Origin of the sequence: Bradyrhizobium betae, from assembly GCF_008932115.1 — a bacterium.
GTDB lineage: Bacteria > Pseudomonadota > Alphaproteobacteria > Rhizobiales > Xanthobacteraceae > Bradyrhizobium > Bradyrhizobium betae.
Window position 1 is genome coordinate 1,922,070 of record NZ_CP044543.1, and the last position, 20,716, is coordinate 1,942,785.

Here is a 20,716-nt window from a genome sequence, read left to right on the forward strand (position 1 = left end):
GAGCACCTCCAGCGACAACGGCTACGCCGTTGCGCGGGGGTGACGGTGAGAGAACTGAGCGGGCGGCGCGACCCACTCGCATCACGGCTTGTCACATCACCAGCGGCGCATCCGGCAGCTCGTTCGCATGCGGGCCCTGCGGCGGGAAATGCCGCGACAGCTCGCGCGATACCGCCGCGATGCCGCCGATCACGCCGCGCTCGAACTTGCCGGAGGCGAACTCGGCTTCCATCGCGCGGCAGATGCTCTCCCACCCCTCGCCGCCGACCTTTGCGTGAATGCCGCGATCGGCCACGATCTCGACGTCGCGGTCGGCGAGCAGGAGATAAATCAGGACACCGTTGTTGTGCGCGGTGTCCCAGATGCGCAGCTGCGAGAACACGTCGAGCGCACGCTCGCGGGCCGGCTGGTTGCGGAACAGCGGCGCGCCATCGAGCGCGCCTTCGACGACGAAGCGGACCTGGCCGGAATGGGTGGCCTCGCCCTGCCTGATCGCCTGCTCGATCCGGGCGAGCACGGCCGGCGGAAAGATCTGCTTCGCCCGCCAATGATGCTGCACCAGATGTCTGGCAATGCGCTTGATGCTCATGACCGCTACCAGCTCCCCGAGGCGCCGCCGCCGCCAAAACTGCCCCCGCCGCCGCTGAAGCCGCCGCTGCTCCCCGACGAGCCGCTGCTCCAGCCGCCTCCCGACGATCCGCCCGACCAAGAGCCGCCGCGCGACCTCCCTGAGCTGGGCGCCATCGCCGAAAACAGATCGGCAATGAAGCCAATGACGAAGCCGAGGGCGCCAAGACCTAGGGCAAGCGCGGCGGAGCCGAGAATGAACCAGCTCAGCACGGCGATGATGCCACCGGTCGCCAACGATCCAAGCAACCGCCCCAGCATGGCTCGAAAGAACCCGCCGACCCCGAGCGAAGCGAACAGCGTCACGATGAACAGCGGCGCAAGGTCGTCCAGATTGCCGAAATTCACGGTCGGCGAAGGCACCGGCAGCGGCTCGCCGTCGATCACGCGGATCATCCGATCGACGCCATCGGAGATGCCGCCGCCAAAATCGCCCGTCCTGAATTTCGGCGTGATGATCTCGTCGATGATGCGCCGCGAGGTCACGTCGGTGAGCACGCCTTCGAGGCCGTAGCCAACCTCGATGCGCAAATGCCGGTCGTTCTTGGCAACGACGAGGATCGCTCCGTCGTCGATCTTCTTGCGGCCGATCTTCCAGGCCTCGGCAACGCGGATCGAGAACTGCTCGATCGTCTCCGGCTGCGTCGTCGGCACGATCAAGACGGCGACCTGGCTGCCCTTGCGGGTCTCGAAGTCACGCAGCTTCTGCGTGAGCGCGGCGACGTCGCTGCTGGAGAGCGTGCCGGTCTGATCGACGACGCGGCCGGTGAGTTGCGGGACGGCGACGTCGGCCGCGGCGGGGAATGCGAAGGCGAGGAGGAGTGCAAGCAGCAGGAGGCCGCGGGATGCGAAGGCAGCACAGAGGCGCCACACACTCGCTGTCATCGCCCGCGAAGGCGGGCGATCCAGTATTCCAGAGTCCGCAGTGCTTGAACCGAGACGCCGCGGCGTACTGGATTCCCCGCCGGAGCCTGTCATCGGGCTCGCCGAAGGCGAGACCCGGTGGCGGGGAATGACAGTGGTGGGCTGGGTAAAGCGCATTCGCAAAATCAAACGCACCTACTTCGACGGCGAGGGTGCCGGGTTGAAATCAACCTTCGGCGCGGTCGATATTTCCTTCTCGTTCTCGACCGAGAAATTCGGCTTCTCCTTGTAGCCGAAGATCATCGCGGTGAAATTGGTCGGGACCGTGCGAATGGTGACGTTGTACTCCTGCACCGACTTGATGTAGCGGTTGCGCGCCACCGTGATGCGGTTCTCGGTGCCTTCGAGCTGCGACATCAAATCCTTGAACAGCGCATCGGATTTGAGCTGCGGGTAGTTCTCGGTGACGACGAGGAGACGCGAGAGCGCGCTGGAGAGCTCGCCCTGGGCGGCCTGGAATTTCTGGAAGGCGGCGGGGTCGTTCAGCACCTCCGGCGTCGCCTGGATGCTGCCGACCTTGGCACGGGCGTTGGTGACGCCGAGCAGCACGTCCTTCTCCTGCTGGGCAAAGCCCTTCACCGAGTTGACGAGATTGGGCACGAGATCGGCGCGGCGCTGATACTGGTTCACGACCTCGGACCAGTTGGCCTTGATCTGCTCGTCCTCGCTCTGGATCGCGTTGTAGCCGCAGTTGGTCAGGCTGAGCGAGGCCAGCGCCGCCAGCACGGTGAGGATCTTGCGCATCAAATTTCTCCCGGTGGAATCGGGGGCAAGCTACCAGATTGAGCGCGCGCGGTGCCAGACATCTTGCGCCGCAGGCGCGAAAAGCAGCCGACTGACGCAAGCCCCCTGCCTATCCCCTTGCCTATCTCTGGCCGACATAGTCAACTTGACGGAACAATAAGACAGACTGGAAACGCTGAGGGGAACGCGATGTCCTCGTTCGAGACCATCCTCGTGGAGCGGCCGGAGCCGGCGATTGCCCGGATCGTGATGAACCGGCCCGAGGCGCGCAACGCGCAGAACCTGCAAATGACCTACGACCTCAATGCCGCCTTCGACGACGCGGTGCAGGACGACACGGTCAAGGTCATCATCCTCGCCGGCAACGGGCCGCACTTCTCCTCCGGCCACGACCTCCGGCCCGGTGGCAAGAACGCCGCAGGCGTCGATTTTCCACCGGTAGGAAATTGGGGCGGCTTTGCCGAGCCCAATGCTCATGGCCGCTTCGCACGCGAGCAGGAAATTTATCTCCAGATCACGCGGCGTTGGCGCAATCTCGCCAAGCCCACCATCGCAGAGGTGCACGGCAAATGCATCGCCGGCGGCCTGATGCTGGCCTGGGCCTGCGACCTCATCGTCGCCAGCGACGATGCGCAGTTCTGCGATCCCGTCGTCACCATGGGCGTCTGCGGCGTCGAATGGTTCGTGCATCCCTGGGAGCTCGGCCCGCGCAAGGCCAAGGAATTCCTGTTCACGGCCGACAGCTGGAGCGCCGAGGAGGCGCATCAGCTCGGCATGGTGAACCAGGTGGTGCCACGCGCGGAGCTGTCGTCCCGCGTGCTGGATCTGGCGCGCCGGATCGCATCCAAGCCGTCGTTTGCGCTGAAGCTGACCAAGGAAGCCGTCAACCGCTCGGTCGATGTGATGGGCCAGCCAGCCGCGATCGACCAGGCCTTTGCGCTGCATCAGCTCTGTCACGCTCACAATCTTCAGGAGTTCGGCATGGTGGTCGATCCATCCGGACTCCATCCCTCCGTGCGCAAGCCGGAGGCGGCCGCGGAGTAGCGACATGGACCTCAATCTCAGTGACGAGCAACGCCTGTTGCGCGAGAGCGCGGAACGCTTCGTAGCCGAAAGCTACGATGCCAATCACCGTCGCAAGATAGCGAAAGATCCGCTCGGCTTCAGCCCTGCGGTGTGGAAGCAGTTCGCCGAGCTCGGCTGGCTGGCGCTGCCGATTCCGGAGGAGTTTGGCGGACTCGGCGGCGGCGCGGTCGAGATCGGCATTTTGATGGAAGCCTTTGGCCGCGGGCTGGTGTCCGAGCCTTATGTCGCGACTATCGTGCTCGGAGCCGGACTGATCGACCGATGCGGCAGCGCGGCTCAGAAGCGGGCAATCCTGCCCGAGATCTCGGACGGATCATTGAAGCTCGCCTTCGCCCATTCCGAGCGCGCGGCGCGGTTCGACCTTGCCAAGGTTGCGACCTCAGCCAGCAAGACGGCGCAAGGCTGGCGGCTCTCCGGCAGCAAGATCGCCGTGCTCGACGGCCACGCCGCCGACCAGATCATCGTCTCCGCGCATATCCACGATCACAAGGGGCCATCGGGGCGGATCGGCCTGTTCCTGGTGACGGCAACGGCACCGGGTGTGGCCGTCAGTGACTATGAGCGCCTCGGCGGCGGGCGCGCCTGCAACATCGAACTGTCCGACGTGCATCTGCCGGAGGATGCGCTGCTCGGCGATGGGCACGACGCACTGCCGGCGATCGAATGGGCCGTCGATCGCGCCATGGCCGCGCTCGGCGCAGAGGCCGTCGGCATCATGCAGGTGCTGCTCGACACCACGCTGGACTACACCAAGATCCGCAAACAGTTCGGCCGGCCGCTCTCCGCCAACCAGGTGATCCGTCACCGGCTCGCCGACATGGCGATGCAGGTCGACGAGGCGCGCTCGATGGCGTTGCGCGCCGCGCTGAAGGTCGACGCGGAACCAGTGGAGCGCGCACGGGCAGCTTCCGGCGCGAAGGCGAAGATCGGCAAATGCGCGCGCTTCATCGGCGAGCAGTCGATCCAGCTCCACGGCGGTATGGGCGTCACCGAGGAGCTCGAGGTCGGCGCCTATTTCAAGCGGCTGGTCGCCTTCGATACCCTGTTCGGCGGCAGCGCGCATCACTACGGCCGCCACGCCGCGCTTGGCCGCGCCACCCAGCCCGCCTGACACGAGGAGCGCATCATGGACCTGTCCTTCAATGCCGAGGAGCGCGCCTTCCAGGATGAGGTGCGCGGCTTCATCGCCAAAAATCTCACCGACGAGATGAAGCGCGCCACCGCGCTGACGCCCTCGGTGTTCTCCGACCCTGACATCGGCATGGCCTGGCAGCGCATATTGCATAGCCGCGGCTGGGGCGCGCCGGGCTGGCCGGTCGATCATGGCGGCCCGGACTGGACGCCGGCGCAGCGCTGGATCTTCGAGACGGAATCCGCACGCGCCGGCGTGCCGAACGTCAACGTGATGGGCGTGAAGATGGTGGGGCCCGTCATCATCGGCTTCGGTTCGCCGGAGCAGAAGAATTTCTATCTGCCGCGGATTCTCTCCGGCGAGGACTACTGGTGCCAGGGCTATTCCGAGCCGGGCTCCGGCTCCGACCTGTCATCGCTGAAGACGCGCGCTGTGCGCGACGGCGACGACTACATCATCAACGGCACCAAGATCTGGACCACGCACGCCCATCACGCCAACCGCATGTTCGCGCTGGTCCGCACCAGTGACGGGCCGCGGCAGCAGGACGGCATCAGCTTCATCCTGATCGACATGAAGACGCCGGGGATCACGACGCGACCGATCCTGACCATCGGCGGCGACCACGAGGTCAACCAGGTGTTCTTCGACGACGTGCGCGTGCCCGTCGCCAACCGCGTTGGCGAGGAAGGCAAGGGCTGGACCTACGGCAAATACCTGCTCGAGTTCGAGCGCGGCTCCGGCATCGCCTCGGCGAAGCTGCGCGAGGGGCTGAAGGCGATCGCGGACCTCGCCGAGTCGGACCTGACGGGACGCGCGATCGACAGTCCCGATATCGCGGCGCGCATCTCGGAGGTCGAAATCGACATCGACGCGCTGGAGATGACCGAGCTGCGGGTGCTCTCGGCGCTCCAGACCGGGCAGAATCCCGGCGCGGTGTCGTCGATCCTGAAGCTGCGCAACAGCGAGATCCGCCAGGCCGTGACGCGGCTCGGGGTCGACGTGATCGGCCACGACGCGCTCGCCGTCGAGCCGATGCGCCCGCTCTACAAGCTCAACCACGAGCCGTCGACACCCGAGGACATGCTGACGGTCGTGCCGGAATATCTCAACGGCCGGGCCTATACGATCTTCGGCGGCACCTCGGAGATCCAGCGCGACATCATCGCGAAGATGATGCTGGGGATTTGAGGGGCGAGCTGGCGCCGCAATCTCCGCTGTCGTCCCGGACAAGCGGAGCGCCGATCCGGGATCCATAACCACAGGCGGACGTGGCTACGAGGACTCTGAGTTATCAGCTTCCACCACAACCACTCCCTGTGGTTATGGATCCCGGGTTCGCGCTTCCGCCTTCGCTCTTCGAGCTTCGGCGGACAAGTCGCGCGCCCCGAGACGACAACGGAATACTACCTCGCCGCCTTCGCGTCCCGGATCGCCTTCCAGATCTTCTGCGGCGTCAGCGGCGTGTTGAGCTGGGTGATGCCGAGTTCGGCGAGTGCGTCCATCACGCCGTTGGTGACGCAGGGCGGGCCGCCGATGGCGCCGGATTCGCCGCAACCCTTGGCGCCGAGCGGATTGGTGCGGCAGGGCGCGGAATCATCCAGCGTCACCACGATCGGCGGAACGTCGTCGGCGCGCGGAATGCAATAGTCCTGATAGCTCGCGGTCAGGAGCTGGCCGTCGGCATCGTAGGACACGCCCTCGTACAGCGCCTGACCGATGCCCTGCGCAACACCGCCATGGATCTGGCCGGTAACCAGCATCGGGTTCACGGCAACGCCGACGTCGTCGACGGTGGTGTAGCGCACGACCTTGGACACGCCGGTCTCCGGATCGATCTCGACCTCGCAGATATGGGTGCCGTTCGGCCAACTCGGACCGTCGACCTCACCTTCGGAATCGACGCTGAGCTTGGCGCCGCCTTCCTTCTCGGCAAGATCGAACAGGCTGATGCGACGGTCGGTGCCGACCACGGTCAGCATGCCGCCCTGGTACTCGATGTCCTCGATCGAGGTCTCCAGCACGTTCGCCGCCTTCTCGCGCGCCTTCTGGATCAGATCGTTGGAGGAGACCGCCACGGCCGTGCCGCCGACGAACAGCGAGCGCGAGCCGACGCTGCCGAAGCCCTGCGCCAGATCCGTGTCGCCCTGCACGACATCGATCTTCTCCATGGGGATACCGAGCGTGTCGGAAATCATCTGCGTGTAGGTCGTCTGCAAGCCCTGCCCCATCGCCATGGTGCCGGAATGCAGGATGACGCGGCCTTCCGAGGTCGCGTGCAGGCTGACCTTCTCGGTGTGGGCGCGGCCGCCGGTCCATTCGATGTAGGAGGTCAGCCCGCGGCCGTAGAGCAGGCCCTTCTTCCTCGCGGCCTTCTTGCGTGCGGCAAAGCCGTCCCAGTCGGCGAGCTTCACGGCACGATCGAGCATGTGCGCGAAGGCGCCGGAATCGTAAACCTGCCCGGCCGCGTTGGTATAGGGCAGCTGCGCCGGCTTGATGTAGTTGGCTTTGCGGATCGCACGCGGATCCATGCCGATTTTTCGCGCGGCGGCGTCGAACAGGCGCTCGACGATGAAGACCGCCTCAGGGCGGCCCGCGCCGCGATAGGCGCCGACCGGCGCGGTGTGGGTCATCACGGACTTGATCTCGAAATGCACCAGCGGCAGATCGTAGACGCCGGTCTGCACGAACGGGCCGAGCACGAGCGGAATGATGTTCGCCGCACCCGAGGAGTATGCGCCGGTGCAGCCGATCGACTTGACGCGATAGGCCAGCACCTTGCCCTTCTCGTCGAGCGCAAAGGACGCGGTCGAGGTCAGATCGCGGCCGTGGGTGCCGCCGACGAATTCGTCGGTGCGGTCGCCGCGCCAGCGGATCTTCTTGCTCAGCTTGGTCGCGGCATAGGCGACGATGCCGTCTTCCGGATAGAGATTGGTCTTCTGGCCGAAGCCGCCGCCAATGTCGCCGACCAGCACGCGGACGCTGTCCTTGGGTCGCTTGAGCACGGCTTCCGCCAGCACGTCGCGGGTCGAGGCTGGAGTCTGCGACTGCACATGCAGCAGCAGACGGCCGGTCTTCCTGTCGATCTCGGCAATGGTCGAGCGCGGCTCCATCGCGGAGGGCACCAGACGCTGGCTGACGATATCGAGCTCGACGGTATGCGCGGCCTTGGCGAAGGCTTCATCCGCCTTGGCGGCATCGCCATAGCTCATCGCGCCGACGATGTTGTCGGGCGCCTCGGGCCACACCACGGGCGCGCCGGGCTTGACGGCTTCGACCGGATCGACCACCGCGGGCTGCACGTCGTATTCGACCACGATCGCTTCGGCGGCGCTCTGCGCCTCGGTGCGCGAGGAGGCGACCACGGCGGCCACGGCTTCGCCGGCATAGCGCACGATTTCGTGGGCGAGCAGGCGGCGCGGCGGCACCGTCATCGGTTTGCCGTCGGGACGCTTGAAGATGCTCAAGGTCGGGATGGTGCCGATATCGTCCTTGACGAGGTCGGCGCCGGTGTAGATCGCGGTGACACCCGGCATCGATGCCGCGGCGCCGGTGTCGATCGAGACGAGCTTGGCGTGGGCGTGCGGCGAGCGCAGCACATACAACCACAGCGCGCCCTCCTCCGGCTTGTCGTCGATGAACTGCCCCTTCCCGGTGAGCAGCCTCTGGTCTTCCAAACGCTTGACGGGCTGGCCCGCTCCGAAACGCAAATTGCCGGGAAGAATGTTCATTCCGCTGGGTCCTCAGGGTCTTTTCGAAACTGCGGCCCGCCTTTTAGCGGATCGACCGGGAGCATGCCAGCCGCGGTTTTGGGCGATCACTCCGCAATTTCGTCATGCCCGGGCTTGTCCCGGCCATCCACGTTCTTCTCGTGTGGAGGCGCGTGGATGGCCGGGTCAAGCCCGGCCATGACGACGGAGGGGATGGCTACGCCAGCTCCCTGAGCGCGGCCTCCACGACCTTGCGCGCGTCGTCCGTCAGAGGGGCCTGCGGCGGGACGGGGTCGCCGACCTCATAACCCTGGCTCGCGAGCCCCGCCTTGATGCAGGCGGCGAGATTGAAGCGCGCGAAGGCCTCGTTGATCCGCCACAGCCTGCGCTGCAGCGCCATGGCCTCGTCCCAGCGGCCTGCCTTGCAGAGGTCGTACAGCGCGACGCTCTGGCGCGGGATGATGCAGGCCGGGCCCGCCATCCAGCCGAGGCCGCCGATCAGCATCACCGCGGCCGGAATATGGGCGGAGGCCGAGAATACGCGCAAGGCATCGCCGCAGCGGTTCATGATCGAGAGCAGCCGGCCGGTATTGGTCGAGGCGTCCTTGATGTAGCCGATGCGCGGATGCGCGGCGAGGCGCGCGATGACGTCGAGCGTCAGGTCGGAGCGCTGGAATTGCGGATTGGTGTACATGACGACGGGAATGTCCACCGCGTCGGCGATGCCGCGGAAATAGGATTCCACCTGCGCGTCCGCGAGCGGAAAATACGCCTCCAGGATCGCCAGAATGCCGTTGGCCCCGAGCTTCTGATACGCCTTCGCCTGCGCCACCGCGTCAGCCGTCGACGTGGAAGCGACGCCGGCGACCACGGGCACGCGGCCCTTCGCGGCCTCGATGGTGGTCTGCACGACCGCCGTGCGCTGCGCGGCGTTGAGATAGGCGAACTCGCCGGTCGAGCCCAGCGGCGTCAGCCCGTGCACGCCGGCGCCGATCAGATCGTCGCAGAGTCTTGCCAGCACCTTCGTGCGGACAGAGCCGTCCGCATCGACAGGCGAGACCAGATAGGGAAACACACCGTGAAATTCGGTCATGGCGGGTCCGATGCAGAAGGCTGGAGCATACCGGCAAGCAGGCGGCGCGCGCCCTGCCGTTGCTGCTAACACGCAAAAAAATTGCCAGCAAGCTTGCGCATTGACCACTCTTTAACGACGTGGCGCGGCGGCCATCATGTCGCGCCCTTCCCCCACGCCTTGTTAGGGAGTGATGGTGATGGTGCCGGCCATGCCCATTACAATGTTGTCCAGGCATTTGCATCCCGATCCGCGCATCCGGCGCGAACTCGTCGATCTCCTGTACACGTCCCTGCCGCAAGTGTCCGCCATCGGCGTCACGTCGGTGACGGGGGCCGTGGCGCTGGCCGTCATGAGCGGCGATGCCGGCTACGCCGTCGTCGCGGCCTTCATCTTCATCACGGCCTCGGCCCGGATCTTTTCCCTGTTCCGCTACAAGTCCCGCGCCGCGCAGTTCTCCGATGCCGACGTGATCCGCTGGGAGCGGCTCTACGGCGCCGGCGCTTCCGCGTTCGGCCTTGCGCTCGGCATGCTGTCATATCGGGCGCTCCAGATCGACGACGACCCGGGAGCGTGGATAGCATTCGGGCTTTCGATGTCGTTCTGCGTCGGTATGGTCTCACGCGCGGCAATCCGTCCCTGGATCATCCTGACGACTGCCGCAATCCTGCTCGCACCAACCATCGCGGCCAGCCTGCTGCGGCCCGAGCTCGCCTACAAGCTCGGCGCGGTGATGCTGGTGTTCTTCTGGCTGACCCTGCGCGAAGCCTCCGAGCACCTCAGCGCCGCCTTCGTCGAACGCCTCGAAGCCAAGCATCGGCTGGCGCGGCAGGCCACCCACGATTTCCTCACGGGACTGCCGAACCGGGCCGCGTTTCTCCAGGCGCCGGCGGACACACGCGGCGACTTCGCCATCATTGCCATCGATCTCGACGGCTTCAAGCCGGTCAACGACCGTCACGGCCATCACGCCGGCGACGATCTGCTGCGCCAGGTGGCGGAGCGGCTGTCGTTCTGCATCGGCGGTACCGGACTTGCCGCGCGCTTCGGCGGCGACGAGTTCATGATGCTCAAGCCGGTTGCCGCTGGCAGAGACGGCCGCGAGGAAGCACTCGCCCTGGCGCGCCGGGCCATTCTCGATCTCTCGATCCCGTTCCTGCTGACCGACATCCCGGTCCGCATTGGCGCGAGCGCAGGAATTCTCGTCAGCGCCGGCGCTGCGACCGCCGGTGCGACGGCGCAGCTTCTCGAGCGGGTCGACCGCGCCCTCTACGCAGCGAAACGCGCCGGAGGCAGCCGCTTCGCATGGGCGGATGAGGATTTCGGCCTCGAACGCGCAGCAGGCTGAAGCTGCCGCGTTCGATCACGCCCTGAGCAGCCGCACCCGCGTGCCCCAGGGATCGATCGCCTCCACGCCGTTCGCAAGCGTCGTGAGCTGCGCCCCGCCCTTGCGCAGGCGTTCCTCCTGCGCGGCGAGGATGTCCTGCTTCGCCGTCACCAGCGAAAACCAGGCGAGGCCCGTGGCGGCATCGTCCCGCTGACCGGCGCCCTGGCTCTGCCAGACGTTCATGCCGAGGTGATGGTGATAGCGGCCCGACGACAGGAACGCGGCGCCGTTGCGCTTGCGGGTCGGATCGAGGCCGATCGTGCCGTGATAGAAGCTCTCGGCCTGCGCGAGGTCGCCGACGCGCAGATGCATGTGGCCGACGCGCAAGCCGTCCGGCGCCCTGGCATAGTCGGCGACGCGCGTGTTGGTCAGCGACAGCAGGTCGGGAATGTTGAGCTCGTCGGTCGCCATCTTCACGCTGCCCTCGCTCCACTGCCATTGCGAGGGATCGCGGTCGGCATAGACCTCGATGCCGTTGCCTTCGGGATCGTCGAGATAGACGGACTCGCTGACGAGGTGATCGGCAAAGCCCGACAGCGGCACGCGATGCGAGGCGGCTGCCACCAGCCAGCGTGCCAGATCCTTGCGGGTCGGCATCAGGAATGCGGTGTGGTAGAGGCCGGCGGCGTTGCGCGGCTCGATCGCGGCATCGGGGCGGGCTTCCAGCACCAGCAGCGTGATGCCGGCCGTTCCGAGCCTGGCTGCGCTGGCGGAGCGCTCCATCACGGTGAGCCCGATCACGTCGCGGTAGTAGTCGGCGACCTTGCCGAGATCCTTCACCCGCAGCGTCACCATGCCGACGCGCATCGGCGTCCGGCTCGCGTAGGTCGGCCCGCCGCCCTGCGGCATGCCCTCGGCGCGCGCCGCGGCCGCGGCAGCCATCGCCAGCGACGCCGCGCCGGCGAGTTGGAGCAGGGTGCGGCGGGTCAGGTCGATGGTCATCGGTCAGGGCTCGCTGGAAACGCTTGAGGCCATTTGGCGCAATCACGGGATTGCTACACGTTCCCGTGAGCGGCTCCCAATCACATGTTCGTCGGCCGTGGTCCTACGGAGGACTGTGCTGGTCCTGCCCACCCGGGCAGTTACGCAATCACCCGCGACATCCCAGATTGGGGGCAGCTTACAGGAGCCCGCAATGACCGATTCCACGCCTCTGTCCTCACTGTCGTCCGCGCTCGCGGATGTCGTGGCGCACGCCGCGCCATCCGTCGTCTCCGTGCATTCGCATCGTAGCCGCGCCACCGGTTTCGTCTGGAAGCCCGGTCTGATCGTCACCGCCGACGAGGCGCTGGCCGACGAGGGCGAGGTGCAGATCGCCCTGCCCGACGGCAGCACGGTCGCAGCTGTGATCGCCGGCCGCGACCACACCACCGACATCGCGCTGCTGCGCGCCGATACCGGTCTCGCCCCGGTCAAGCTCGCCACCACGGTCCCGCCGCTCGGCACGCTATCGGTCGTGGTCGCCGCCGATCGTGATGCGCCGAGCGCGGCGCTCGGCATGGTGTCGGCATCGGGCAAGGGCTGGCGCTCCCTGCGTGGCGGCGAGATCGATGCCCGGATCGAGCTCGACGTTCGCCTGCGCTTCGGCCAGCAGGGCGGGCTCGCGCTCGACGCATCAGGCCAGGCCTTCGGCATGGCCGTGCTCGGACCAAGGCGGGTGCTCGTCATCCCGACGGCGACGATCGCGCGGGTCGCGGCGCAACTCGAGACCCGCGGCCGCATCGCGCGCGGATATCTCGGCCTTGGGCTGCAGCCGGTGCGGCTCGACGACGGCATGGGCGCGATGGTGATGAATGTCGACAAGGCCGGCCCGTCCGCCACCGCCGGCATTCGCCAGGGCGACGTGATCGTCGCGGTCAACGACCAAAAGCTGTCCGGCGTGCGCGCGCTGTCACGGACGCTGGGCCCGGCAAGCGTCGGCGCGGTGGTCGATGTCGCCGCGCGCCGCGGCGGCGAGCCGGTCAGCTTCAAGGTCACTGTCGGCGAGAGGCCGGAGGCGTGAGCGGCGACACCACGCCGGAGATCGTGCTGTCGCTGGAGATCGACGATCCCGCTCTCGCCGATCGCCTGGCGGCGCTGCTCGGCAACGTCGCCGGGCTTCGCCTCGCCGCGCCGGGGGAGCAAGCCGCGGCGACGGTGGTCGCCCGCGATCCGCGCAGCATGCCCGATGATATCGCGCTGACGCAGCGCGAGCTCGACGTGCTCGCACTGATGGCCGAGGGCGCCTCGAACAAGATGATCGCGCGCCAGCTCGGCATTTCCGTGCACACGGTGAAATTCCACGTCGGCTCGCTGCTCGACAAGCTGGACGCGACCGGCCGCACCGACGCGGTGGCCCATGCGGCGCGCCGCGGCGTGATCGAGCTTTAGGCCGCGCGCCTCACGCCCGCTTGCCGCCGTTCTTCTCGGCCGCGCGGCGCATCGCTTCGGCGAGCGCACCGCCGCCGGAGGAGGCCTCCTGCTTGCGCGGCGCGGACGAGGTCATGCGGGCGGGGTTGCGCGAACTGTTGTCGCGCTGCATGCCGGGAGCGTCCTTCTTGGCGCCGACCTCGTCGTCGAGCCGCAGCGTCAGCGAGATGCGCTTGCGGGCGACCTCGAAGTCCAGCACCTTGACCTTGACGATGTCGCCGGGCTTCACCACCTCGCGCGGATCCTTGATGTAGGTCTTCGACATCGCCGAGATGTGCACGAGGCCGTCCTGGTGCACGCCGATGTCGACGAAGGCGCCGAACGCGGCGACGTTGGTCACGGTGCCCTCGAGGATCATGCCCTTCTGGAGATGCTTGATCTCCTCGACGCCCTCCTTGAACACCGCGGCCTTGAACGCCGGACGAGGATCGCGGCCGGGCTTCTCGAGTTCGCGCAGGATGTCGGTGACGGTCGGCAAACCAAAAGTCTCGTCGACGAAATCCTTCGGCTTCAGCGTGCGCACGACCTCGCTCGAGCCGATCAGCGCCTTGATGTCGCTCTTGGTCGCGGCGAGAATCCGCCGCACCACCGGATAGGCTTCCGGATGCACGCCGGAGGCATCGAGCGGATCTTCGCCGCCGAGGATACGCAGGAAGCCGGCGCACTGCTCGAACGCCTTCGGTCCGAGCCGCGGCACCTCCTTCAGCGCCTTGCGCGACTTGAACGGGCCGTTGGCGTCACGATGCGCCACGATGCTCTGGGCGAGACCCGAGCCGACGCCCGACACGCGCGCAAGCAGCGGCGCGGACGCGGTGTTGACGTCGACGCCGACCGCGTTGACGCAGTCTTCGACCACGGCATCGAGCGATTTTGCAAGCTTGGCCTGGCCGAGGTCGTGCTGATACTGGCCGACGCCGATCGCCTTGGGCTCGATCTTGACGAGCTCGGCGAGCGGATCCTGCAGGCGCCGCGCGATCGAGACCGCGCCGCGCAGGGTGACGTCGAGACCGGGCAGTTCCTCCGAGGCGAAAGCCGAGGCCGAATAGACCGACGCACCGGCCTCCGACACCACGATCTTGGTCATCTTCAGCTCGGCGAGGCCCTTGACGAGATCGCCCGCGAGCTTGTCGGTCTCGCGCGAGGCTGTGCCGTTGCCGATCGCGATCAGCTCGACGCGATGCTTCAGCGCCAGCTTGCCGAGGATCGCGAGCGCCTCATTCCATTGCCGCTGCGGCTCGTGCGGATAGATCACGGCGGTATCGACCACCTTGCCGGTCGCGTCCGTGACGGCAACCTTGACGCCGGTGCGGAAGCCGGGATCGAGCCCCATGGTGACGCGTGTGCCGGCCGGCGCGGCCAGCAGCAGATCGCGCAAATTCGACGCGAACACGCGCACCGCCTCGGTCTCGGCCGCGTTCCACAGCCGCATGCGCAGGTCGATGTTGAGATGCACCTGAATCTTGGTGCGCCAGGCCCAGCGCACGGTGTCGACCAGCCAGCGATCGCCGGCGCGCTTGAGGTCGGCGATGCCGAACCGCTTCATGATCTTCAGCTCGTAGACTCCAGGCACGCCGGGCGGCGGCGGCTCTTCGGCCTGGATCTGCAGATCGAGGATCTCTTCCTTCTCGCCGCGGAACATTGCGAGGATGCGGTGCGAAGGCAGCTTGGTCAGCGGCTCGGAGAATTCGAAATAGTCGGCGAACTTCTCGCCCTCGGTCTTCTTGCCATCGCGCACCTTGGAGGCCATGCGCGCATTGGACCAGACGTCTTCGCGCAATGCGCCGATCAGGTCGGCGTCCTCGTCGAAGCGCTCGACCAGGATGGCACGGGCGCCGTCGAGCGCGGCGGCGGCATCCGCGACGCCCTTCTCGGAATTGACATAGGTTTCGGCCACCACCTTCGGATCGTTGCCGGGCTCCGTCATGAGCTGATTGGCGAGCGGCTCGAGGCCGGCTTCCTTGGCGATCTCGGCCTTGGTGCGGCGCTTCGGCTTGAACGGCAGATAGATGTCTTCCAGACGCGCCTTGCTGTCGGCGGCGAGAATGGAGGCTTCCAGCGCGGCATCGAGCTTGCCCTGCTCGCGGACCGATTCGAGGATGGCCTTGCGGCGGTCTTCCAGCTCGCGCAGATAGCCCAGGCGCTCCTCAAGGGTGCGCAATTGCGCGTCGTCGAGCGCACCGGTCGCTTCCTTGCGGTAGCGCGCGATGAAGGGAACCGTGGCGCCGCCATCGAGCAGCGTCACCGTCGCCTCGACCTGCTCAGCCCGGACCCCAAGCTCCTGCGCAATTTTCTGGTTGATATTTGCCACGCGAGAATCCCTCTATTCCAACCACGCAAGGCGGCGGCGAACCACCGGCTGCGGGACGCCGCTTATGGACCAACCAAGGTTGATTCATCAAGGTGCGGCGCGCAACCGTCGACAGGGGATTTTTTGTCGAACCGATGCGATCTCGCCACAATCGTGGGGATGTCGCTTGTTCTGCCTCTTGCTTGGGCCAAGATATTTGCTCCGTCATCCTGAGGTGCGAGGCGTGCGCTGCAAAGCAGCGCATGCGGAGCGTCGAAGGATGGACGGCCCGGATGCAGCCGGGCTGTCGCCCTTCGAGGCTTGCTCCGCGGCGCGATGCGCCGCAGAGCGCGCACCTCCAGCGACAACCGCTTCGCGGTTGCGCGGGGGTGACGGTTACAAGATTGATCCCCCATCAACGATTTTTGAATCTCAGACACGCCTTCGCAGCCTCGCGGCGCATCTCGCCCGAGTTTTGCTTCTTCGCTCGGCCCTCAAATCCAAGAGGGCGCAGGGAAGACCGGGTGCCGACGGGCACCCGCGGTCCGCTGCGCGAAATGGTGCGCAAAGAGACCGCACAGCAGCATACAGGTGTCGCCGATCACTCGGCCTTCCCTGCGCGATGGTCGGACGGCTTATGCCGTGCTCTCCCGGGAGCCGAACTTTCCTTCTGGCCTCCCTCGCCCCGCGAATTGACGATGCCGTCCGCCCGGTTGGGCTCGCGCACATCTCCGCAAAAGGCTTGACCGTAGCAACGACGGCCAAGACCACACGGTTTTGCCGTACGCTTCAGCGCCGCTCGTCCGCGCGCGGTCACGGGCTCACAGGGACTACCCGCCCTGCCCGCACCTCTCGCGCACGACGCTGCCGCGTCCACCGCAGGCCCGGCTCGCAACTCGTGACGACGTACGATCGCCCCTCAAGGATGAGCCGGGATGGGCGTTACATACGTCATTCCCGAATTTCGGTAAAGTAGAATATTTTTCAGGGCACGGCTTGACACTGTGGCGAAACAGGACGACGGCGACCATCATCTCTGCTGTCATTCCGGGGCGCGCCACTTGGCGCGAGCCCGGAATCCATTGGTCCGCAGAACACGCTGCACGATGGATTCCGGGCTCGCGCTTCGCGCGCCCCGGAATGACGCAGACTGTTGCACTTGACAGACGCCTCCGTTCCACGCCTGTTTGCTCCGCCGGACCACCTGACTTCACGCGAGGACTCTCATGCCAGCCACATCGGTCGGCGTCTTCAAGATCGCCACCAGAGGCCCCGGCGACGTTTCCGGCCTCATGGCCATGATCGCCTCCGGCGCGATCGAGGCCAAATCGATCCTCGCCATCCTCGGCAAGACCGAGGGCAATGGCGGCGTCAACGACTTTACCCGGGAGTATGCGGTGGCCGCGCTGTGCACGGCGCTGGCGCCGCAGCTCGGCCTTTCCGCGCACGAGGTCGAGCAGCGCATCGCTTTCGTGATGTCGGGCGGCACCGAGGGCGTGCTCAGCCCGCATATCACCGTGTTCACACGGCAAGAGATCGATCGGCCAGCAGCGGGTCTGTCCGGCAAGCGCCTGAGCATCGGCATGGCCCACACAAGCGACTTCCTGCCCGAAGAGCTCGGCCGTGCGGCACAGATCACGGAGACGGCGAAAGCCGTGAAGGCCGCGATGGCGGATGCCGGCATTTCCGATCCGGCCGACGTCCATTTCGTGCAGATCAAGTGCCCGCTGCTCACCAGCGACCGCGTCGCGGCGGCGACCGCGCGCGGCAACACGACCGTAACCACAAGCGCCTACAGCTCGATGGCCTATTCGCGCGGTGCTTCCGCGCTCGGGGTTGCGGTCGCGCTCGGCGAGCTCGCCTCCGACGTCGGCGACGACGACGTGCTGCGCCGCTATGATCTTTTCTCGAAGGTCGCCTCGACCTCGTCCGGGATCGAGCTGATGCACAACGTCGTCATCGTGCTCGGCAATTCGGCATCGTCCGCGAGCGAATTCGTGATCGGGCACGCTGTGATGGACGATGCCATCGATGCGCCGGCGGTGATGACGGCGTTGCAGAACGTCGGGCTCGGTGCAAATCCGCAGCCGGGCCGCGAACTCATCAACATCTTCGCCAAGGCCGAGGCCTCGCCTGATGGCAGCGTGCGTGGCTTCCGCCACACCATGCTGGAAGACACCGACATCAGCTCGACGCGTCACGCCCGCGCCGCGGTCGGCGGCTTGATCGCCGGCGTTGCCGGGACCGGCGCGATTTATGTTTCCGGCGGCGCCGAGCATCAGGGACCGGCGGGCGGCGGGCCGGTTGCGGTGATCGCCCGACTGGCTTACTGACGCAGACCTCTCCGCCCGGCGCAACCCTGCCCCTCGCGCCGGCTCAGTTGATTCACGCGGACCCTTGCGAAAAAGGTGATGCCGCACCTCAAGGGATTTATGACTTCATGACTTTGCCGATGAGCTGGAACGAATGGGCGCAGCACGATGGCGTCGGGCTGGCGGCCCGCGTCCGCAAGGGTGAGCTAACGGCGAAGGAACTGGCTCGCCAGGCGGCCGCGGGCGTGGCCAAGGTCAATCCGGCACTGTCGGGCGTGGTCGAACTGTTCGAGGACGTGATCGCCGATCCGGCCAAGGATGGCGCCAATCTCGGCGGGCCCTTCGCCGGCCTGCCCTTCCTGATGAAGGACCTCGGGCCGACCATGAAGGGCCGGCTGCAGGAGATGGGCTCGCTGCTGATGCGCGGCAATCGCGCCGCCGCCGACACGTTCCTCACCGGTAAACTCCGTCAGGCCGGCCTGAACCTGATCGGACGCACCACGACACCGGAATTCGGCGTGTGCTCTTCGGCCGACAATCCGGCCGTGTACGTCACGCGCAATCCCTGGAATACCGACTACACCACCTGTGGCTCGTCGGCGGGCAGCGCCGCGATGGTCGCGGCCGGCGTGGTGCCGATCGCGCACGCGACCGACGGCGGCGGCTCGATCCGCATTCCCGCCGGCGTCAACGGCAATATCGGCCTGAAAGTGTCGCGCGGCGTGTTCTCGCTCGCCCCGCACATGTCCGATCTCACCGGCCTCGTCTCGATCCAGGGCTGCCAGTCGCGCTCGGTGCGCGACACCGCCGCCTTCGTCGATCACGCCCGCGGACCCGCACCCGGCGAGTTCATGCCGTTCTGGACCACGGCGCAGCCCTATTCCGAGATGATCAAGCGCGATCCGTCGAAGCTGCGCATCGCGCTGTCGCACACCTGGGGCGACTACACCGCGACGCCGGAGATCGCCGCCGAGCTGGAGAAGACCGGCCGCTTCCTCGAAGGCCTCGGCCATCACGTCGACTACGCGCTGCCAGAACTCGACTTCCGCGCCGCGTTCGAGGCGCAGACGATGTGCTACATCTCGAATTTCGCCGTGGTGATCTCCAACATGCTCGCCGCGCGCGGACTGGACAAGCCGCCGGAAGACCTGATCGAGCCCATGAACATCCGGATCTGGGAGGCCGGCCGCCACACGACCTTCGCGGAACGCGCGAAGATGCAAGGCGTGTTCAACACGACCTCGCGCGGCTTCGGTGCGTTCTTCGAGCAGTGGGACGTGATCCTGACGCCGATCACCGCGCTGCCGACGCCGAAGGTCGGCACTAGGGAATACCTCACCATCTCCGACAATCCCGATGTGCTCGACTGGTTCGGCAATCTCTGGCGCTTCTTCGCCTTCACGCCGCTCGCCAATCTCTGCGGCATGCCCGCGATCTCGATGCCGATGGCGACCCAGGATCACGGCCTGCCGCTCGGTATCCAGGCGATCGCCAAGCAGGCCAATGACGGCCTCCTGCTGCAACTCGCCGCCCAGATCGAGCGCGCGCTGGACGGCAAGTGGAACGATGGCAGGAAGCCGAAGGTGCATGTGAGCTGAGAGACCGCGATCGCATCGAGAAGCGATCGCGCCTCCCACCTCAGTTCTTCACGGCCGGAATTTCCTCCGCCGTAGGCTGCTGCTGCCCCTGCCGAAACATCGCCAGCGCCTTGTCGAGCGCTTCGCGCAGCGCCAGCGCGGCGGCCACACTGCAACGCAGGTGCGCGGTCTGGACCACGTCGACCCTGACGGCGGCGCCGACCGGCAGCAGCAGGTTCGCGGCGAGCTCGATCTGGATCGCGCCGTTGTGATGGCCGAAGCAGGAGGCGCCGTCGAAATAGATGATCGGCGCCCGCTCGGCGCTGGAGCTCGAAATGGTGACGGGCCCCTGGCTGGTGGCAGGCGTTTCGGGATCGGCCATGGGCACTCCTTGGGCAGGTCGACGGGCGAAGCGCCCACCATCGTTGCTTCGGCCCGCCCTGTCGAGGCCTGTTCGGGGTTTTGCGCGACGCCCGACACTGGTCTAGAACGTTGGCATGTCCAGCTCATCGACGTCCAACTCTCCGCCTACGCTCCCGTTCGAGGAACTCGCCGAAGCCATCAAGGGCCGCCGTTCCGATTACGGCCATATCAGCGGGCTCCAGCTCGACCGTTTCGCGCCAAGCGAGGCCTGGTCCAGCCTGCCCTACCGTCCGGTGTTCGTCGGCGACACCGAGACCGGCGTGCTGCATGGCGGCGTCGTCACCGCGATGCTGGACGAGAGCTGCGGCATGGCGGTGCAACTTGCGCTCGACGGCACGAGCGCGATCGCAACCCTCGATCTGCGCATCGACTATCAGAAGCCGGCCACGCCCGGTCTCGACATCAAGGCGCATTCGGTCTGCTACCGCACCACCCGCTCGATCGCCTTCGTGCGCTCCACCGCCTATCAGGAGTCCGAGGACGATCCGGTCGCCACCGCGACCGCCTGCTTCATGATCGGCGCCAACCGCACCAACATGCTGGCCGACCGCAGGATGGATGCGCGCAGCATCCCGACGCTGGAGGCGCCGGACGATCCCGACGGCCCGTTCGCAAGCAGCCCGTTCGCACGCGCCCTCGGCATTCGCGTCAATGACGACGGTACGCTGACGATGCCGTTCTCACCGCAAATCATCGGCAATCCGATCCTGCCCGCGATCCATGGCGGCATGACCGGCGCCTTTCTCGAGACCACCGCGATCTTCGGCGTGAGGCGCGAGCTCGGCATCGCCGCGCTGCCCAAGCCGATCGGCCTCACCGTCAACTATCTCCGCTCCGGCCGCGCGCTCGACACCTTCGCCAACGTCTCGATCGTGAAGCAGGGCCGGCGCATCGTCGCTTTCGAGGCGCGGGCCTGGCAGGACGACGCAGCCAAGCCGATCGCCTCCGCCTTCGGTCATTTCATGCTGCGTCCGACGCCCGGAAACGACGAGGAATAGGCGTATTTTCCCTTGACGGAAGGGGCCG

The 20,716-nt window shown here is 66.7% G+C and carries 17 protein-coding genes; 9 read left to right on the forward strand and 8 right to left on the reverse strand.

The window, feature by feature from the left end; genetic code table 11:
* Positions 1-91: 91 nt before the first annotated feature.
* The 3 genes from F8237_RS09125 to F8237_RS09135 form a co-directional block, all read right to left on the reverse strand.
* Positions 92-589: a TPM domain-containing protein gene (locus tag F8237_RS09125; protein WP_151643896.1), complete on the reverse strand. Its 498-nt coding sequence runs from the start codon at positions 587-589 to the stop codon at positions 92-94.
* Positions 590-594: 5 nt separating this feature from the next.
* On the reverse strand, positions 595-1,512 hold the full coding sequence (locus F8237_RS09130; protein ID WP_374761608.1) for a TPM domain-containing protein: 918 nt from the start codon (positions 1,510-1,512) through the stop codon (positions 595-597).
* A 174-nt stretch (positions 1,513-1,686) separates the two neighbouring features.
* On the reverse strand, positions 1,687-2,295 hold the full coding sequence (locus F8237_RS09135) for a LemA family protein (protein ID WP_151643898.1): 609 nt from the start codon (positions 2,293-2,295) through the stop codon (positions 1,687-1,689).
* Positions 2,296-2,484: 189 nt separating this feature from the next.
* Here F8237_RS09135 and F8237_RS09140 point away from each other — a divergent pair, with 189 nt between their 5' ends.
* From F8237_RS09140 to F8237_RS09150, 3 genes are read left to right on the forward strand one after another with little or no spacing between them, the layout of a single operon-like run.
* Positions 2,485-3,339: an enoyl-CoA hydratase gene (locus F8237_RS09140; RefSeq protein WP_151643900.1), complete on the forward strand. Its 855-nt coding sequence runs from the start codon at positions 2,485-2,487 to the stop codon at positions 3,337-3,339.
* Between the two features lie 4 nt (positions 3,340-3,343).
* Positions 3,344-4,492, forward strand: coding sequence for an acyl-CoA dehydrogenase family protein (locus F8237_RS09145; RefSeq protein WP_151643902.1), 1,149 nt, complete (start codon positions 3,344-3,346; stop codon positions 4,490-4,492).
* Between the two features lie 15 nt (positions 4,493-4,507).
* Positions 4,508-5,704 carry an acyl-CoA dehydrogenase family protein gene (locus tag F8237_RS09150; RefSeq protein ID WP_151643904.1) on the forward strand — a complete coding sequence of 399 codons (1,197 nt, stop codon included), beginning with the start codon at positions 4,508-4,510 and terminating at the stop codon, positions 5,702-5,704.
* A 215-nt stretch (positions 5,705-5,919) separates the two neighbouring features.
* Here F8237_RS09150 and F8237_RS09155 read toward each other — a convergent pair whose 3' ends face one another.
* Together F8237_RS09155 and F8237_RS09165 are read right to left on the reverse strand one after the other, a co-directional pair.
* On the reverse strand, positions 5,920-8,244 hold the full coding sequence (locus F8237_RS09155; protein ID WP_151643906.1) for a xanthine dehydrogenase family protein molybdopterin-binding subunit: 2,325 nt from the start codon (positions 8,242-8,244) through the stop codon (positions 5,920-5,922).
* A gap of 196 nt (positions 8,245-8,440) precedes the next feature.
* Entirely contained in the window at positions 8,441-9,316 is an 876-nt protein-coding gene (locus F8237_RS09165) for a dihydrodipicolinate synthase family protein (protein ID WP_151643910.1), read from the reverse strand.
* Between the two features lie 190 nt (positions 9,317-9,506).
* Here F8237_RS09165 and F8237_RS09170 point away from each other — a divergent pair, with 190 nt between their 5' ends.
* Positions 9,507-10,643, forward strand: coding sequence for a GGDEF domain-containing protein (locus tag F8237_RS09170; protein WP_167527468.1), 1,137 nt, complete (start codon positions 9,507-9,509; stop codon positions 10,641-10,643).
* Positions 10,644-10,658: 15 nt separating this feature from the next.
* Here F8237_RS09170 and F8237_RS09175 read toward each other — a convergent pair whose 3' ends face one another.
* Positions 10,659-11,624 carry a VOC family protein gene (locus tag F8237_RS09175; protein ID WP_151643914.1) on the reverse strand — a complete coding sequence of 322 codons (966 nt, stop codon included), beginning with the start codon at positions 11,622-11,624 and terminating at the stop codon, positions 10,659-10,661.
* A gap of 193 nt (positions 11,625-11,817) precedes the next feature.
* On the opposite strand from F8237_RS09175, the gene F8237_RS09180 reads away from it, so the two are divergent.
* The gene (locus F8237_RS09180; RefSeq protein WP_151643916.1) at positions 11,818-12,684 is read left to right on the forward strand and encodes a S1C family serine protease; all 867 of its coding nucleotides are present in this window, start codon (positions 11,818-11,820) and stop codon (positions 12,682-12,684) included.
* Positions 12,681-13,052, forward strand: coding sequence for a response regulator transcription factor (locus F8237_RS09185; protein WP_151643918.1), 372 nt, complete (start codon positions 12,681-12,683; stop codon positions 13,050-13,052). The genes F8237_RS09180 and F8237_RS09185 overlap by 4 nt, the downstream gene beginning before the upstream one ends.
* A gap of 10 nt (positions 13,053-13,062) precedes the next feature.
* On the opposite strand, the gene F8237_RS09190 is transcribed toward F8237_RS09185, so the two are convergent.
* Entirely contained in the window at positions 13,063-15,399 is a 2,337-nt protein-coding gene (locus F8237_RS09190; RefSeq protein WP_151643920.1) for a Tex family protein, read from the reverse strand.
* A gap of 1,205 nt (positions 15,400-16,604) precedes the next feature.
* Here F8237_RS09190 and atzD point away from each other — a divergent pair.
* Both atzD and F8237_RS09210 read left to right on the forward strand, forming a co-directional pair.
* Positions 16,605-17,711 (forward strand): cyanuric acid amidohydrolase, encoded by a 1,107-nt coding sequence (atzD, locus tag F8237_RS09205; protein ID WP_151643922.1) that lies wholly within the window; start codon positions 16,605-16,607, stop codon positions 17,709-17,711.
* Positions 17,712-17,818: 107 nt separating this feature from the next.
* Positions 17,819-19,288 (forward strand): amidase, encoded by a 1,470-nt coding sequence (locus F8237_RS09210; protein WP_162005957.1) that lies wholly within the window; start codon positions 17,819-17,821, stop codon positions 19,286-19,288.
* Between the two features lie 40 nt (positions 19,289-19,328).
* On the opposite strand, the gene F8237_RS36060 is transcribed toward F8237_RS09210, so the two are convergent.
* The gene (locus F8237_RS36060) at positions 19,329-19,649 is read right to left on the reverse strand and encodes a hypothetical protein (RefSeq protein ID WP_162005958.1); all 321 of its coding nucleotides are present in this window, start codon (positions 19,647-19,649) and stop codon (positions 19,329-19,331) included.
* Positions 19,650-19,764: 115 nt separating this feature from the next.
* On the opposite strand from F8237_RS36060, the gene F8237_RS09220 reads away from it, so the two are divergent.
* Positions 19,765-20,688 carry a PaaI family thioesterase gene (locus F8237_RS09220; protein WP_151643924.1) on the forward strand — a complete coding sequence of 308 codons (924 nt, stop codon included), beginning with the start codon at positions 19,765-19,767 and terminating at the stop codon, positions 20,686-20,688.
* The last annotated feature ends 28 nt before the right edge of the window (positions 20,689-20,716 follow it).